The 16,322-nt window shown below is 40.5% G+C and carries 14 protein-coding genes; 8 read left to right on the top strand and 6 right to left on the bottom strand.

Translation table 11 applies throughout. The features are described 5' to 3' along the window. The coding region (locus WC743_RS11535; RefSeq protein ID WP_373012139.1) for a DUF3887 domain-containing protein at positions 1-759 on the bottom strand (759 nt) is incomplete at its 3' end. Positions 760-963: 204 nt separating this feature from the next. On the opposite strand from WC743_RS11535, the gene WC743_RS11530 reads away from it, so the two are divergent. Then, a complete protein-coding gene (locus tag WC743_RS11530; RefSeq protein ID WP_373012138.1) occupies positions 964-3,399 on the top strand; it encodes an outer membrane beta-barrel protein in 2,436 nt (811 codons plus the stop codon). 50 nt (positions 3,400-3,449) lie between these two features. Here the strand turns inward: WC743_RS11530 and WC743_RS11525 are convergent, their stop codons facing one another. The 3 genes from WC743_RS11525 to WC743_RS11515 are packed head-to-tail and all read right to left on the bottom strand — an operon-like array spanning position 3,450 to position 4,380. Next, positions 3,450-3,674, bottom strand: coding sequence for a hypothetical protein (locus WC743_RS11525; RefSeq protein WP_373012137.1), 225 nt, complete (start codon positions 3,672-3,674; stop codon positions 3,450-3,452). Positions 3,675-3,734: 60 nt separating this feature from the next. Continuing rightward, on the bottom strand, positions 3,735-3,953 hold the full coding sequence (locus WC743_RS11520) for a KTSC domain-containing protein (RefSeq protein WP_373012136.1): 219 nt from the start codon (positions 3,951-3,953) through the stop codon (positions 3,735-3,737). A gap of 43 nt (positions 3,954-3,996) precedes the next feature. Next, positions 3,997-4,380 (bottom strand): DUF1634 domain-containing protein, encoded by a 384-nt coding sequence (locus WC743_RS11515; protein WP_373012135.1) that lies wholly within the window; start codon positions 4,378-4,380, stop codon positions 3,997-3,999. Positions 4,381-4,555: 175 nt separating this feature from the next. On the opposite strand from WC743_RS11515, the gene leuS reads away from it, so the two are divergent. Continuing rightward, positions 4,556-7,438, top strand: coding sequence for a leucine--tRNA ligase (gene leuS / locus WC743_RS11510; RefSeq protein WP_373012134.1), 2,883 nt, complete (start codon positions 4,556-4,558; stop codon positions 7,436-7,438). A 110-nt stretch (positions 7,439-7,548) separates the two neighbouring features. Continuing rightward, positions 7,549-10,074, top strand: coding sequence for a TonB-dependent receptor domain-containing protein (locus WC743_RS11505; protein ID WP_373012133.1), 2,526 nt, complete (start codon positions 7,549-7,551; stop codon positions 10,072-10,074). 102 nt (positions 10,075-10,176) lie between these two features. Here the strand turns inward: WC743_RS11505 and WC743_RS11500 are convergent, their stop codons facing one another. Then, complete coding sequence (locus WC743_RS11500; RefSeq protein ID WP_373012132.1) at positions 10,177-11,985, bottom strand: DNA mismatch repair protein MutS; 1,809 nt, start codon at positions 11,983-11,985, stop codon at positions 10,177-10,179. Between the two features lie 97 nt (positions 11,986-12,082). On the opposite strand from WC743_RS11500, the gene rlmH reads away from it, so the two are divergent. The 4 genes from rlmH (at position 12,083) to WC743_RS11480 (ending at position 14,298) form a co-directional block, all read left to right on the top strand. Continuing rightward, positions 12,083-12,556: a 23S rRNA (pseudouridine(1915)-N(3))-methyltransferase RlmH gene (gene rlmH, locus WC743_RS11495; protein WP_373012131.1), complete on the top strand. Its 474-nt coding sequence runs from the start codon at positions 12,083-12,085 to the stop codon at positions 12,554-12,556. A gap of 108 nt (positions 12,557-12,664) precedes the next feature. Continuing rightward, positions 12,665-13,582, top strand: a complete 918-nt coding sequence (locus tag WC743_RS11490; protein WP_373012130.1) for a cation diffusion facilitator family transporter — start codon at positions 12,665-12,667, stop codon at positions 13,580-13,582. Between the two features lie 73 nt (positions 13,583-13,655). Continuing rightward, positions 13,656-14,078, top strand: a complete 423-nt coding sequence (locus tag WC743_RS11485) for a Dabb family protein (protein ID WP_373012129.1) — start codon at positions 13,656-13,658, stop codon at positions 14,076-14,078. Positions 14,079-14,127: 49 nt separating this feature from the next. Beyond that, positions 14,128-14,298, top strand: coding sequence for a hypothetical protein (locus WC743_RS11480; RefSeq protein ID WP_373012128.1), 171 nt, complete (start codon positions 14,128-14,130; stop codon positions 14,296-14,298). 86 nt (positions 14,299-14,384) lie between these two features. Here WC743_RS11480 and WC743_RS11475 read toward each other — a convergent pair whose 3' ends face one another. Beyond that, positions 14,385-15,590: an asparagine synthetase B gene (locus WC743_RS11475; protein ID WP_373012127.1), complete on the bottom strand. Its 1,206-nt coding sequence runs from the start codon at positions 15,588-15,590 to the stop codon at positions 14,385-14,387. Between the two features lie 256 nt (positions 15,591-15,846). Here WC743_RS11475 and WC743_RS11470 point away from each other — a divergent pair, with 256 nt between their 5' ends. After that, positions 15,847-16,284, top strand: coding sequence for a peptidylprolyl isomerase (locus WC743_RS11470; RefSeq protein ID WP_373012125.1), 438 nt, complete (start codon positions 15,847-15,849; stop codon positions 16,282-16,284). Positions 16,285-16,322: the final 38 nt, after the last annotated feature.

Here is a 16,322-nt window from a genome sequence, read left to right as displayed (position 1 = left end):
GCTATGGCCCAATACAATAACTTTTGAAAAACGCTCATCTTCGCTCAACATATTTATCAGGCCTACGGCATCATCAACATAATCTTCAAATCGCAGTTCCTTTAACTTTGTTGAGGTAACACTTTGTCCTATCATACGTTTATCATACCTAAGTGATGCTATGCCGTTTTTACCCAAAGCGTTAGCCAGCATTTTATAGGTGTTTCCGTTTAACCCGGCTGCGCCATTGCCATCACGATCTGTTGGGCCCGACCCGGCTATAATAAGGACAACCGGTATTTTACCATTTGTATTTTTTGGCATGGCCAATGTGCCGGATATAGTACCTGATAAGGTTTTTAATGATACCGGAGATTCTGACAAAGCAGCATCAGCCGGGATAGTTTTAGAAGGATCCTGGTAAGGTTTAAAAAATATTTGCGTGAGTTTACTTTGGCTGTTTAAAGACAAGTTGAGCAAAAAAGTCATATTCGCAAAAACCGTTTTGTAAACTGCTGTAGGGGTGGTATACTCAACCAATTCGGTTTGCCCCAAGGCACCTAACTGTGCTTTTAATTGCATGGTGGTAGTATTCCATTTATCAAGCGTAAGGGTTGCCTTTAACTCCGGGCTAAACATATTATATACACTATCGGGCTTGTTTGTATTATAAAACTGTTTGAATTTGTTTAAAGTGACTGTATAATTAGCAGGTGCGGTTTGTGCCATCACCTTAGCAGCAAACAATAATATAAATGCTATACTATATATTCTTCTCATTTTTAAGTTAATATGCTTAATTGATTTTATTTGGCGAAAATAACAAAAATAGGAACGCCTTTAGTTTTATAGTTGAACCATAGGTAACATTTATTTCCCAACTACGTAAAAGATAATATTAAGTTTAAATGCTTGTAATAATGTTATTATATTTAACACTTTCCTTAAAATTAACATTATAGCAAAAAATCTACTAAATAATTAATGAGGGTTAAATTCGGGTGCTGTCTAATAGCGTTCATTGTAAGTCTTTATAGTTTCAGTTACGCCCAAACAAGGCCTTCTGCAGTACATGGTAATATTTTTTTACAAAATAATATTGCTGCTGAAGCCGCTACGGTAATTTTATTAAACCTGCCGGATTCTTCTGTTGCAACGTCGGCATTGGTAAATAGCAAAGGCACGTTTGATCTGTTGAACGTAAAACCGGGTAAATATGTATTGCTTGCCACCAGGCTGGGTTCTTTGCGGTCGTTCTCAAATGATTTTCAGCTCATTGCCGGGCAGGATTTTATCATACCTCCAATCATATTAAAAGAATCAAGTAATGAACTTAAAGAAGTTTCCATTATTGCCAAAACACCATTTGTTGAAACCCGGCCGGGTAAGATAATTATTAACCCACAGGCAAGTATTACGGCTGATGGTAAATCGGTTTTAGATATCTTAAAACAATCGCCCGGAGTTAGGGTGGATAATGGTGATAATGTAAGCATTAACGGCAAGCAAACCGCATTGATATTAATTGATGGTAAAACCACTAACCTTACTGGTACAGACCTCGCCACCCTGTTAAGAAGCTTACAAGGAACCACAATTGACAAGATTGAAATTATAAAAAGTGCATCGGCAAGGTATGACGCGGCAGCTGGCGGCATTGTAAACATCATCCTAAAAAAAGGAAAAAATATTGGCACTAACGGCAATTATACTGCAAGTATTGGCTATGGCAGGTATTACAAAGCAAATACAGGTATCATATTTAACAGCCGCAGTGAGAAATTAAACATTTTTGGCAATTATAACATTGAAACCAAAAAAACCTTCCGCGATATTTATACCGATCGTAACATCACAAATGCAGGTATATTTAGCAATTACAATTCTACTTATAACAACATACAGGAAGCATTAAGCCATACTTTTAAAATAGGCGCCGATTACTATTTAAACCCGGAGCATATTATTGGTGTGGTTGTAAATGGTGTAGTAAGCAGCAATGATTTTGTAAAGAATAATACCTTAAAAATAACTAACCAGGGCAGCCTAGACTCGGTTATTAAGGCTGCATCTACCATTGACCGCAACCTTAATTATTTCAATTACAATGTCAATTATAGTGGCAGGTTGGATAAAGACGGCAAAAATTTATCAGCAAGCCTTACCTACTCACCAAATAACCGGCACAATAACGAATATATTACTAATCAGTTTTATACTGCCTTAGGCAGCGAATATAGAAACCTGTTACTTTTGCAAAACCTGTCGCCATCAAACAGAAGTAACTGGACAGCATTGATTGACTATGTAAACCCTTTATCAAAGGCAGGTAAGCTGGAAACCGGCCTAAAGTATAGCCGTACCAGGAGTGATAACAATTTTATTTTTGGACCATTTATAAGCGGACAGTATACCAGCGACCCTAATTTTAGCAACAGGTTTATATATACTGAAGCCGTTGCCGCGGCTTATGTTAATTACATCAATTCATTTGGCAAATTTGATCTGGAAGCCGGCTTACGCGGCGAACATTCTAACACTGAAGGCAATTCAGTTAACCTTAACCTTATAACAACAAGAAAGTATTTTAACATGTTCCCTTCATTGCTGTTAAACTACAGGTATAACGATAAAAACCAGTTTAATTTAACTTTTAGCCGTGGAATAAAAAGACCGGAATATGAAAAATTAAATCCGTTTTTTGCATTCCTTGATCTGTACAGCTATCAATCGGGCAATTCTAATTTAAAGCCTTCTTACATAAATAGTATAATCTTAGGGCACACTTATAATGAATCTGTTTCAAGTACATTATATGCCAACTTTAGCACCAACTCTGTTTTCCCATTTTACACACAAGACAATGTCACTAAAGTTACCGTATTAAGTCAGCGTAATTTAGGTAAAGTGAATTCATATGGTACAACATTAAGTATCCCGATTAAAATTTTCAGTTGGTGGACCAGTTCATATGATATAGATGCATCCTATCAGCTTTACATAGCATATCCGCAAAATGGAAATTTACATCAGGGAATATTTGATTTCATTTCTAAGGCCACGCAAAACTTTATTGTTAGCAAAACAATAACAGCAGAAATAAGAGGGGGCTATGAATCAGCAGTACTTTATGGCGTTAACCGTTTCAGGCCACAATACAGTATTGATGCCGGTGTAAGGGCACAAATTTTGAACAAAAAAGGCAGTATAGGAATAAACGTTTCAGATGTTTTTAATACGCTGCGCGATAGGTATTATACTTATTATCAAGGCTTGGATCTGCGGCAAACTGATAAATCAGAGAGCCGGATATTCAGATTAAATTTTACTTATCGTTTTGGTAAAACTACAATAAAAGCGGCACCAACCCGTAGGGCCGGCAATGAAGAAGAACAATCAAGAATGCGAAAAGGTAATTAGTCAGAAAAGTTAAAGGGTAGCTATTAATAAATAACTATCCTTTAATTAATTTATTTTTTAATAACTGTCGCAGCAGCTAATCGAAAAGGATCAACTTCTTTCACAGCACATTGATCGCGATTTGCACCTGATTCACAATACTGGCCCGGGGGACAATCGCTGTCTATCTGGCACTTTCTTCCAATGCCGCCTAAAACTGATTTCATTTCATTGCGGGTCAATCTTTTTGTTTCTAAATTTCTCATTTTTAGTTGGTTTCCTACAAATGTATACATTACATTATGGTTGCTTAGTCCCTAAAACAGCAATAAAACAATAAGTGACGAGGATCACAATTAACCATTAATTTTCAACTCGGGATATTTGCCTTTAACTTTCTCAACAAAAAAACGCCCTAATGAAGCACTCTGTATGAATTTTTTGTAAGCCGATTGGGTAAAGCCGAAATATTGCCATACATCGCCATTGTCCCTAAACTCCAGTTCAAGGATCTTGGCTTTTGCATCATAGCCAATGCTTTGTAAGGCTGTTGATTGTACCGGCTGCCTGTGCATATATTAGTAGCACATAAAATTAAAAATGGTTTTAAAAATTTGATCAGCCTGCGTGGCCGCTAAGGGCACTAATAAATATAATAAGCAAAACAATGAAGGTAATGCCGGTATACAAATGATCTTTCTCCAATATAAAACCAATTGCCGAAAATATCACCCTAATAACAGGTGTTGCAATCAATAATATGATACCGGCCTGTATTATGGCACGCCCCCTAAAGTTGAGTATACCATCTATAATACCTTTAAAGCTGCTTACAAAATTGGGGATACCTTTAAATTCGTTGTAATTTGCAATTGTTTGGCCGTGGCGATACAGATAAATTACACCGCCCAGGATAACAACGGTCATGGATAGGAATACGCCTGCACGCAGCACCCATCCTATCACTACCTGCATATCCTTATCTTTAAACTTTCCGGCCATTGAGTAATTAATTGGAAAACTCCTGATAACGCCGAAAATAAGGGTTAAAATAAACCTCCACAACTTTAATGTAATTCTACAGGTTTAATAGTCTTTTTTAAACCACTCACCTAATCTCTAACCACTAATCAACCAATTTTCTTATTTTCGCAACCTCACAGGCGTAATTAAGCAAATGGACTATCAATTTAAAGATATAGAGAAAAAGTGGCAACAGTTTTGGGCCGATAATAACACTTTTAAAGCCGAAAACAACACCAACAAACCCAAGTACTATGTGCTGGACATGTTCCCCTATCCATCTGGTGCGGGCTTACATGTAGGCCATCCGCTGGGTTATATAGCTTCTGATATTTTTGCACGGTATAAGCGTTTAAAAGGCTTTAACGTGTTACATCCAATGGGTTATGATAGCTTTGGCTTACCTGCCGAGCAATATGCCATACAAACCGGCCAGCACCCCTCTGTAACTACCGAAGCCAATATTGCCACATATCGCCGCCAGTTAGATCAGATAGGTTTCTCATTTGACTGGAGCCGTGAGGTGCGTACCAGCTTGCCAGATTACTACAAATGGACGCAGTGGATATTTATGCAGCTTTTTAACAGCTGGTATAATAAAGATGCCGACAAGGCGGAGTCTGTTGCCAAACTGGTTGCGCATTTTGAAAATAATGGATCAGCAGGCATCAATGCCGTTTGTGATGAAGAAATATTAAGCTTTACCGCCGCTGAGTGGAAAGCCATGAACGAGCAGGACCAACAAGCCGAGCTTTTAAAATACCGCTTAACTTACTTACGCGAAAGCACTGTTAACTGGTGTGCTGCACTGGGTACTGTTTTAGCTAATGACGAGGTAAAGGACGGCTTTAGCGAACGTGGTGGCTACCCTGTTGAACAAAAGAAAATGACCCAATGGAGCATGCGTATTACCGCCTATGCCCAGCGTTTACTTGAAGGCCTGGATAAAATTGACTGGCCCGAACCATTGAAAGAAATGCAACGCAACTGGATAGGTAAAAGCGTAGGCGCAAGCGTGAGGTTCCCGTTAGATAAAACTACTCACCTTTCACAACTCACTACAGACTATATAGAAGTTTTTACAACCCGTGCTGATACTATTTTTGGTACAAGCTTTTTGGTGATAGCGCCCGAGCATGAATTGGTAACCGCATTGACTACGCCTGAGCAAAAGGCAGATATTGATGCTTACATCATCCAAACTAAAAAGAAAAGCGAGCTTGACCGCATGGCCGATACCAAAACAGTATCAGGTGCATTTACAGGAAGCTATGTGACCAACCCGCTTAATGGCGATAAAATACCGGTTTGGATTGCTGATTATGTGCTGGCCGGTTACGGTACCGGTGCTGTTATGGCCGTACCATCAGGTGATCAGCGCGATTATTTGTTTGCTAAGCATTATAATTTGCCTGTAATCCAGATAATGGATATTCAAAATATTGAGACCGAGGCCGACCCAACCAAGGAGGGTAAATATGTCAATTCTGATTTTATAAACGGTTTAACTTATAAAGAAGCAACCGCAGCCGTAGTTGCCCGGTTAGAAGAAAAAGGTTTAGGCAAGGCAAAAGTTAACTTCAGGATGCGCGATGCCATTTTTGGCCGTCAGCGTTATTGGGGCGAACCTGTGCCGGTTTATTTTAAAGGTGGATTGCCTTACCTTATTGAAGAGAAGGACCTGCCGTTATTATTGCCCGAAATTGATAAATACCTGCCTACCGAAAGCGGCGAACCACCATTAGGCAGGGCTACAAATTGGAGCTACAACGCCTCACCTAAATCCTCTCCAAAGGAGAGGACTTCAGAAGAAGCTGATAGCTCCCTCTCCTTTGGAGAGGGCCGGGGTGAGGCTTACGCGTACGAATTAAGCACCATGCCGGGCTGGGCTGGCAGCAGTTGGTACTGGTACCGCTATATGGATGCACATAACGACAAGGAATTTGCATCGCGTGAGGCGATAGAATACTGGCGGGATGTTGACCTTTATATTGGCGGCAGCGAACATGCTACCGGCCACCTGCTGTATAGCCGTTTCTGGAATAAATTCATGAAGGATATAGGCTTAGTGATTGAGGAAGAGCCTTTCAAAAAGCTCATTAACCAGGGGATGATACAGGGACGAAGTAACTTTGTATATCGCTTAATTGATGATGCCGGAAGAGGCACTAATACATTTATATCACATGGCCTAATCAAACAATTTAACACATCGGCTATACATGTTGATGTGGGCATTGTTGAGAATGATGTTTTAAATTTGAACAAGTTCAAGACTTTTCGTCCTGAGTTTGCTGATGCAGATTTTATACTGGAGAACGGCAAATACATTTGCGGCGTTGAGGTTGAAAAAATGTCTAAATCAAAGTTCAATGTGGTTAATCCCGATGATTTGATTGAGCGTTATGGTGCCGATACTTTGCGCATGTACGAAATGTTCCTGGGCCCCTTAGAACAAAGTAAACCCTGGAATACCAATGGTATTGAAGGTGTGTTTAAATTTTTGCGTAAATTCTGGAGGTTATTCCATGATGCCGACTGGAATTTTAACCTTAGCAATGCTGAGCCCACCAAAGCTGAGTTAAAATCGTTACACAAGATCATCCGTAAGGTGGAAGAAGATGTTGAGCGTTTCTCGTTCAATACATCGGTATCCAGCTTCATGATAGCTGTTAATGAGTTAACTGATCTTAAGTGTAATAAACGCGCCATATTACAAAATATGGTTATTATACTGGAGCCTTATGCACCACACATTTGTGAGGAACTTTGGGTATTATTAGGAAACGAAGCAGGAACTTTATCTTATGCCACATATCCAAAATTCAATCCGGCGTATTTGGTTGAGGATGAATTTAGCTACCCGGTATCTTTTAACGGTAAAATGAAAACTAATGTCAGCTTATCGTTAAGCCTGGATGTTAAAGAGATTGAAGAAGCGATTTTAGCCCATGCCGATGTACAAAAATATCTGGATGGTAAAACACCTAAAAAAGTTATTGTAGTAAAAGGGCGTATAGTTAACCTCGTGATTTAGGGGCGCTTAGTGTAACATATACATTACGCAGCGAAATATTTTACAATAATCCGATTTAGGGCTGTAACATTTTATTCATTTTCGCCTCCAATTACGAAAATGAATTAAATATGAAACATATATTTTTACTTATAATTATATTCTGTGCATCTATAACCGCTAAGGCGCAATTTAGCGTTGGTGGCGGCGGCTCCAGTATAAAGGGCCGCATTTCAGGAAATGTTATAGATTCTCTCAGCAAAAAACCGGTAGATTATGCTACCATCAGCTTATTTAAAAGCGGTGCAAAAACACCTATAAACGGTGTGCTGACTGATGAAAAAGGAAACTTTAAGCTGGATAACATCAGCGCGGGCAACTATAAAATAACCGTGTCTTTTATTGGTTACCCAACCAAAACTATTGACCCTGTTGTAACAACTGCTTCAAAGCCGGACAATAATATGGGCGCCATTATTATTGCGCCAAGTGCACGTGCTTTAAAAGAAGTACAGGTGGTTGGGCAGCAGGCACTTATCGAAAATAAAATTGATAAGATTGTTTACAATGCCGAAAAAGACCTTACTTCAGCCGGTGGTAACGCTACAGATGTATTACAAAAAGTACCATTGGTATCGGTAGATATGAATGGTAACGTAGCCCTGCGTGGCGACCAAAACGTTAGGGTATTGATAAACGGCAAACCATCAGGCGCAACCTCTGCCAGCCTTAGTGATGTATTGAAGACCATCCCGGCCGATCAAATCAAAAGCATTGAAGTGTTAACCTCTCCATCTGCAAAATATGATGCAGAAGGTTCGGGCGGTATCATCAACATCATCACCAAAACCAAAAACGCATCAGGTGTTAGCGGTAGCGTAAGCGGTGGTGTAGGCACCCGTCAAAACAACGGTAACGTAAACTTTAACTACAATAAAAACCGTTTTAATTTCTCGGCTAACCTGGGTGGTAACCTTACATGGCCACAAACATCAACAAGTATGTTTGACCAAACGCTTCAGGTAGGTAACACAAGCCAACATAACACCAGCAGCACGCATAACGAGATAAAACGTCATGGTGCGAGAGGGTCAATTACTGCAGGATATGAATTTAACGGTTTTAACAGCATTAACAGTACGCTTACGTTAAATGACGGTGGTTTTAATGCAAATGGTGGTGGTAATTATCATTTTGAAAGTGCTACTCAAACTCTTGATTATATTGGGCGTTCTATATCGCATAATAAATTCAGCGGTTTTGACTGGAACCTTGACTATACTCACAAATTCAAAAAAGAAGGTCACGAGATCGTAGTATCAGGCCAGTGGAGCCACAGTATTGTTAAAACAGATTATACCAACTTGTTTAGTGACCGGTATCAAAGCCAGTTAGCCAATAACAATGGTAAAAACAACGAGTATACTGCTCAGGCAGATTATACACTGCCAATTAACAAAATGTTTAAACTTGAGGCTGGTGGCAAAACTATCCAACGCCGTATAAACAGTGTTTACGATATTTATTCTGTTAGCCCGGATGGAAGCAACCCTATACTGGATACCCAAAATTCAAACCTGTACAACTATAATCAAAATGTTTATGCAGGGTATAGTGTATTCACCATTAATCTTCCAAAAAACTTTGCGGTTTTAGCTGGTGCACGTTATGAAAATACGCAAATAGAAGGCGACCCTCAAACCCCATACGCAGGTAATAATAACTCACAAACCTTACAGCCATTTTCTGCAAGTTATAATACTTATATACCAAGCTTAACTTTACAGAAAGTATTGGGTTCTAACACGCTTAAATTATCTTACAGCAAGCGTATACAACGCCCAAGCTTACAGGTATTAAACCCATTCATAAACCGCAGCAGTCAGCAAAGTCAATCTGTGGGTAATCCAAACCTTGCTCCGGAGGTATCACAAACTGTTGAGTTGAACTACAACGCGTTTATTAAAACCTCGGTAATAAACATATCTGCATATTACAAAAACACCCGCGATTTAATTGAAGGTATTGCCAGCCCGATTGCAGATAACAACGTTATTGTTAACCGTACGGTTCAAAACAACGTTGCTTCAAACAACTCGCTTGGTGCAAGCTTTTTTGGTTCAATCAATCCAATTAAAGCCTTAACTATTCGTGGTAGTATAAATGTGTTTACTTATAACCCAACTGTTTATGCCCCGTATGTAAACTTTATTAATCAGGATGCTTTAAAAACCCGACTGGTATCAACCCTGTTTGGTAGCGCACAGCTTACCCTGCCTAAGAACTACATCATAGAGGCGTTTGGCTTTTCAAACTCGGCCCGCAGAACTATACAAGGCAGCAGCCCGGCATTTGGTATTTATGCATTTGGTGTCAAAAAACAATTCCTGGATAAAAAAGCTTCTATTGGTTTCAATACCGTACAGCCATTCGCGGTTAACAAAGCGTTCAATCAAAACATATCAAGCCCGGGCTTTACACAGGTTAGCAAAACGCAGTTCCCTTTCCAATCGTTTGGTATAACATTTAGCTATAGCTTTGGTAAAATGAACTTCAGCAACCCTCAACAAAAGAAAAAGAAAGGTGTTAACAATGACGACGTTATACAAGGCGGCGATCAAAATGGCGGCGGTAATGCACCAGCCGGCGGAAGATAACCCTTTTTAGAAAATACATTTTAAAAGCAAAGAGCCTTCCGATATATCGGAAGGCTCTTTTTGTATTTAACAGGCTCGATTCTTGTCTCTAATCCCTTAATTCTATTCTGTTCCTACTTCAATCCCTATCTGCCTCAATAATAATGATGCATTAAAGGTCTTACATTCGCCATGCTTGATCTTGTAATCAAACAGCATTTCGCCGTTTAGCACCTGTATATCAAAGTAATAATTGCGTACATAAGTTGGATATTTATCTTCCAGGCGGGCAATCTGCAGATCATGAGTGGCAACCATACCTACCCCTTTTTTGCTTATCAATTGCTCAATAACCGCTTTTGAGCCCAGGTATTTATCCATTGAGTTGGTACCGCGCAGCATCTCATCAATCAAAAAGAAAACCTTGTTCTCGTGCTCAACAGCAGCCAGCAGCATTTGCAGGCGGTCAAGCTCTGCTTTAAAGGTTGATGTACTTTCGTTTAGCGAATCTTTGATCCGCATATAGCTTACTATGGTAATAACAGACACCTCCATTGCCGAAGCGCATACCGGCGCACCGCTTAATGCCAGCACCGTATTAATGCCAATAGTGCGCAGGAAAGTGCTCTTACCCGCCATGTTTGATCCGGTTATGATATCTATCTTAAAAGCATCCTGCAATTCGTAATTATTATCAACCCGTTTGTCGCTGCGGATAAGCGGGTGGGCAATATTAGTAGCTGTTAAGGTATAGCCTTCTGTATCGGCAATTACCGGCATCACCCATTCCGGGTAGTTTATGGCAGGTACAGTTATGCTTATCAAAGCCTCAAATTCAGCAATTACATCAAAAGCCTCTTCCAGGTTCTCGCAGTTACTGCGTTTCCAGTTCTCGATCGCGATTATCTGCCTTATATCCCAAAGTAAAAATAAATTAAGGATGATGCCCACTATTATATTAAGGTGATAGTTTAGCTTGTTGATCAGTTCAGACAGTTCCTTTATTTTGGCTGATGTTTTATCGTCTTTAAGTTTTTGGGCTAAAGTATTGTTATATGGTGCAACCCAGTTCTGCGTTTCTATCTTATTGAATACGCTTGCATAACTGCCCAGCATTTTGCCAATTTTATCGGCTATCACATCAGCTTTGCGGATGTAGGCGGCCCTTGAAAATACAATACCCATATTAGCCAGTCCGATGAAACCTGCAATCCCTTTAACCGGCGGATAAAACCATGCAGCTACAATAGCGGCTAACAAAATATAAGGCGCAATTTTTGCATACGCCCCCAGCCATTTTTCGCCGGGCAGGTTCAAAGGCATGTGCAGGTATTTGAAAAGGCTCTTTAACCGGTTCAGGTCTTCGCTTTTGGCGAACAGCAACAGAGTTTGCAGTTCCTTTTTCCATTCGTTTTTAGTAGATAGCTCTTTAACAGCCTGCTGCCTTAACAATATGGTTTGTTTATCTGCAGGGGCATCCAGCCAGCCGGCCAGTTTATTATTACCTGCCGATGTTGCCGTGCGGTTAATAAGCTGGAAAAGTGAAGCATTGCCAAAAATATCCAGATCTGATGAGTAAAAGTGTTTCTCGTTATTAAAGCGCTGACCGTTGTCATACAGGTTAGTATTGCTTCGCAGGCTGCTTATCTCATTATCATTTATCCGTTGCAGGTCCAGGTAATAATCGCGCTGCCGTTCGTATTCGCCCTGGCGGGATACCAGCCATGCAAAACCTATCAGCAGGGCCACAAAGGCTATTGCCATTATGGTAAAGGTATCCTGCGTAATAGTGAGGTAAATGGCAAATATCATCAGCCCGAAAATACCCAACCTGAGCAGGGAGTAAGTATTGGCAAGTTTCTTGAATTTATCGGCTTCCTGTTTGGCAAGTGCAGCAGCACGGGTATAATTATTTATAATATCCTGTTCCATTTTAGGGCAGATCTAACTGCTAAATTTAAATAGTTTTACAAAATTCAATTTTACAACAATAACATAACATTTCAACTTTATAAATTGCACTTTAATTATGAAAATCACTTTTGTAACTGTTGGTAAAACCGAGGATGCGTATTTAAAAGATGGCATTGAAAAATATGTAAAGCGTTTAAAGCATTACACCAGGCTGGAGATGGCCGAAATCCCCGAGCTGAAAAACACCAAGGCTTTAACTGAGGACCAACAAAAAGTTAAAGAAGCGGAACTGATATTAAAAAAGATAACCCCGTTGGACCATGTGATACTGCTGGACGAGAATGGTACCGAATTTACTTCTGTTCAGTTTGCCAATTATATCAACAAGCGATCGGTAACCTCCTCTGCGAATTTGGTTTTTGTAGTGGGTGGCCCTTATGGGTTCGATGAATCTGTTTACCAACGCGCAAATGATAAGATCTCCCTCAGCCGCATGACCTTTTCGCATCAAATGGTGCGCCTGTTTTTTACAGAGCAATTGTACCGGGCGTTTAGTATTATAAAAGGTGAGCCGTATCATCATCAGTAACCGGGATTAAGCAGATTTTTACGATTAACAGGATTTTTCTTTTTTATTCCGTAACGAGGTTGCTATGCTATCGTTTAATGACATAGTTTTTTAGCTAACTTTGTGATCATGCACGACCACTCCCACAGTCATCATCATCACCACGATCACGCGCCAAAACTTGATCATTTAAATACCGCATTTATTGTAGGCATTATCCTGAACTCGGCTTTTGTTATTATTGAGGTGATAGCAGGTTTAATAAGCGGCTCATTATCGTTATTAACCGATGCCGGGCATAACCTAAGCGATGTAGCCTCATTAGCGCTCGCCCTGCTTGCATTTAAACTGGCTAAGGCCGGATCTAATAAAAATTACACTTATGGTTATAAACGCTCTACCATTATCGTATCTTTTTTTAACGCAGTAATACTGGTTGTAGCTGTTGGCTTTATTATTTATGAAGCCGTGCTCCGTTTTATGCACCCGGAGCCTGTTGCCGGTGGCACAGTTGCATGGGTAGCCTTTGCGGGTATAGCCATTAATGGATTTACCGCATGGCTTTTTGTTAAAGATAAAGATACCGACTTAAACATTAAAGGTGCTTACCTGCATATGGCGGTTGATGCCATTGTATCATTGGGAGTAGTTATATCGGGCATCATTATTTATTTTACAGGTTTAGTATGGATTGATAGTGCTGTAGGTATAATTATTGGTATTGTGATATTAACCGGGACCTGGAATTTACTAAAAGATAGCCTGCGTTTAGAAATGGACGGCGTACCAAAAGAAATGGACCTTAAAAAGATCAAGGCTGAGCTCATGAAAGCTAAAGGTGTGGTAGATGTCCATCATATGCACGTTTGGGCCCTCAGCACTACGGAGAATGCCCTTACAGCACACCTGGTGATTAGCCCGGAGAACATAGCCATGTTTGACGATATTAAACACGACCTGCGCCATCGGTTGGAGCATTTATCCATCAGTCACAGTACTTTTGAGCCGGAATTTTCTGACGAAAAATGCGAGCAGCAGGATTGTTAGTTCGGTGAGGGCACCGAATTTGGATTGAGTTTTTAAATTTTTTCTTACCTTAAGCCATCATTACATCCATACCATGAGCACAACTAACCGACGTAAATTTATAGCTACCGCAGCAACCGTTGCCGCAGGCACCGTAGTTGCATCGGCCATGCCATCAATCATAAAAACTACAAGCATGACAAACAAATATCCTATTGTACACCACGCGTTATTCTGGTTAAAAAACCCCGATTCAAAAGAAGACCGCGATAAACTGGTAGCCGGCGTAAAAACGCTTGGCAAAATACCCACCATTAAAGAACTGCATGTGGGCGTGGTGGCCAGCACCGAAAAACGCGACGTGGTGGATAACAGCTGGGGCGTATCTGAAGTAATGTTCTTTAGCGACCTTGCCGGGCAAGCTGCCTATCAAACACATCCCATTCACCTTGAGTTCATTAAAAACCACAGTCACCTTTGGGAAAAGGTTATTGTGTATGACGCGGTGGATGCATAAAACCATATACGTCCAATTATTTGAAGAGGGCACCATTTGTTATCGGCCTGTGCCTGCTATTGAAATAGAAAATAACATATTCCAAATAGCTGGGTATGAGCTATACGATAGTGTCAAAATAGAAAATGAAACCTGGGAATTTATACCAGGAACAACTGTTATAGTTGAAGAAAAAATATTAAGTACTGGCCCTTGCTTGGTTGCAATTAAGAAAAAATAATTGCCGTCACCCTGCAAGAGCAGAGTGACTAAATACGCAACATGCATGGTGCAACGAGATTGCCCCTGCACTATCACTGCAGCTTCCTATGTTTTCTGTTTCTTCTTCTTAGCTGCGGGGAAAAGCACGTTGTTTAATATCAGCCGGTAGCCGGGCGAATTAGGATGCAGTTTAAGATCGGTTGGAGGATCCCCTACCTGGTGCTGATAATCTTCGGGATCATGGCCGCCGTAGAAAGTCCACTGGCCTTTGCCATATTCGCCGTGTATATAGCGGGCCTCATTGGCCGTTTTAGTTTCGCCCATAATGGTAACACCGGGCTTTAGCATATTTTTATTAAACGCCGTGGTTAGGCCCATAAAGCCTTTTACCACTTTATCATGGTTTTGGGTGAGCATACTGGGCACCACATCCCACTTGGCCGAAAAATCAAACAAGGTAAAAAAATCACGGGTGCGTTCAACCCGCCTCACCTGGTTAACATCAATATTGCTAAACTGGTGTGAGCCGGGGTTCATATCCAGCGTAAAATTCTGAAAGGCAAATGTTTGGCTAAAATCAAGCTTTGATTGCGCAGCCGGGTCGGCGCCATCACCATCAAACATAGCCTCGCAAATATCGGTATTGGATGCAGCCAGGGCAATATCAAAAGTATCGGTACCAGAGCACATGGCAAATAGGAAACCTCCACCGGCGCAAAAATCACGAATATGCTGTACCACTGCCAGTTTCATTTGCGATACCTTTTTAAAGCCCAGTTTACTTGCCGTAGCCTGTTGTGCTTTAACATCATCAATATACCAGGGGGCATAGCGGTAAGCGCCATAAAACTTACTAAACTGCCCTGTAAAATCTTCGTGGTGCAGGTGCAGCCAGTCGTATTTTGGCAGGTCGCCGCGTATCACTTCTTCATCGTACAAAACATCGTAAGGTATTTCGGCATATTTTAAAACCATGGTAACGGCATCGTCCCAGGGCAATTTGTTCTTTGGCGAGTACACGGCCATTTTGGGAGCTTTTTCCAGCTTCACCAAATCCATGTTAACAGATGGGTCGCTTACCTCGGTAATTATTTGATTGGCCCTGGCATCGGGCAAAACCTCGTAGCTCACACCACGGATCTTACATTCTTCCTCCAGGTTCTTATTATAACTCATCATAAAGCTGCCACCACGGTAATTAAGCAGCCAGTCTACCGTTTCACCATTCTTTAACGTCCAAAAAGCGATACCATACGATTTCAGGTGATCTTTCTGTTCCTCATCCATGGGTATGAGTATAGATGTAGCCATGGTAAGAATTGGTAAAAGCAGAAATGCAGCGAAAAGCAAAAAGCGAAAAGCAAAATGCCGGATGCTCTCAGGCAAAAAACAAGAAGTAAAAGGCAGAATGTGTTTGTAACCCACTATTATATGTTTTCGATCTATCCAAATGTAACGATTAATTGTAAAAGCTATTATATAATGATGCATGCTAAAGCTTTCACCTTTCTGCTTTTACCTTTTGCCTTATTTAACTACCTTTGCCACCTGTTTAAATTTATAACAAATGAGCAAAGCAATTATTAAAACCGAAAAAGGCGACATGACCGTTCAATTTTTTGACAAAGATGCGCCTAACACTGTAGCTAACTTTTTAAACTTAGCTAAAACAGGTTTTTACGATAACGTAACCTTTCACCGTGTTATTCCTAATTTTGTGGTACAAGGCGGCGATCCAACAGGTACAGGTGCAGGTGGTTCTGGCAAACAGATAGACTGTGAATTAACCGGCGATAACCAATATCATGACCGTGGTGTGCTTTCAATGGCACATGCAGGCCGTAACACAGGCAGCTCACAATTTTTTATCTGCCACAGCCGTGATAACACCGCGCATTTAGATAGAAACCACACCGTATTTGGTAAGGTTGTAGAGAATGTTGACGTGGTTGACGATATACGCCAGGGCGATAAAATTTTAGGGATAGAGATAATAGAAGAATAGTGAATGGCTGATTGGGTGAGTAGTAATTAGTTAAGAAC

It is taken from the genome of Mucilaginibacter sp., from assembly GCF_041660805.1.
Taxonomy (GTDB): Bacteria; Bacteroidota; Bacteroidia; order Sphingobacteriales; family Sphingobacteriaceae; genus Mucilaginibacter.
This window is presented reverse-complemented; position numbering and strand designations above follow the sequence as displayed.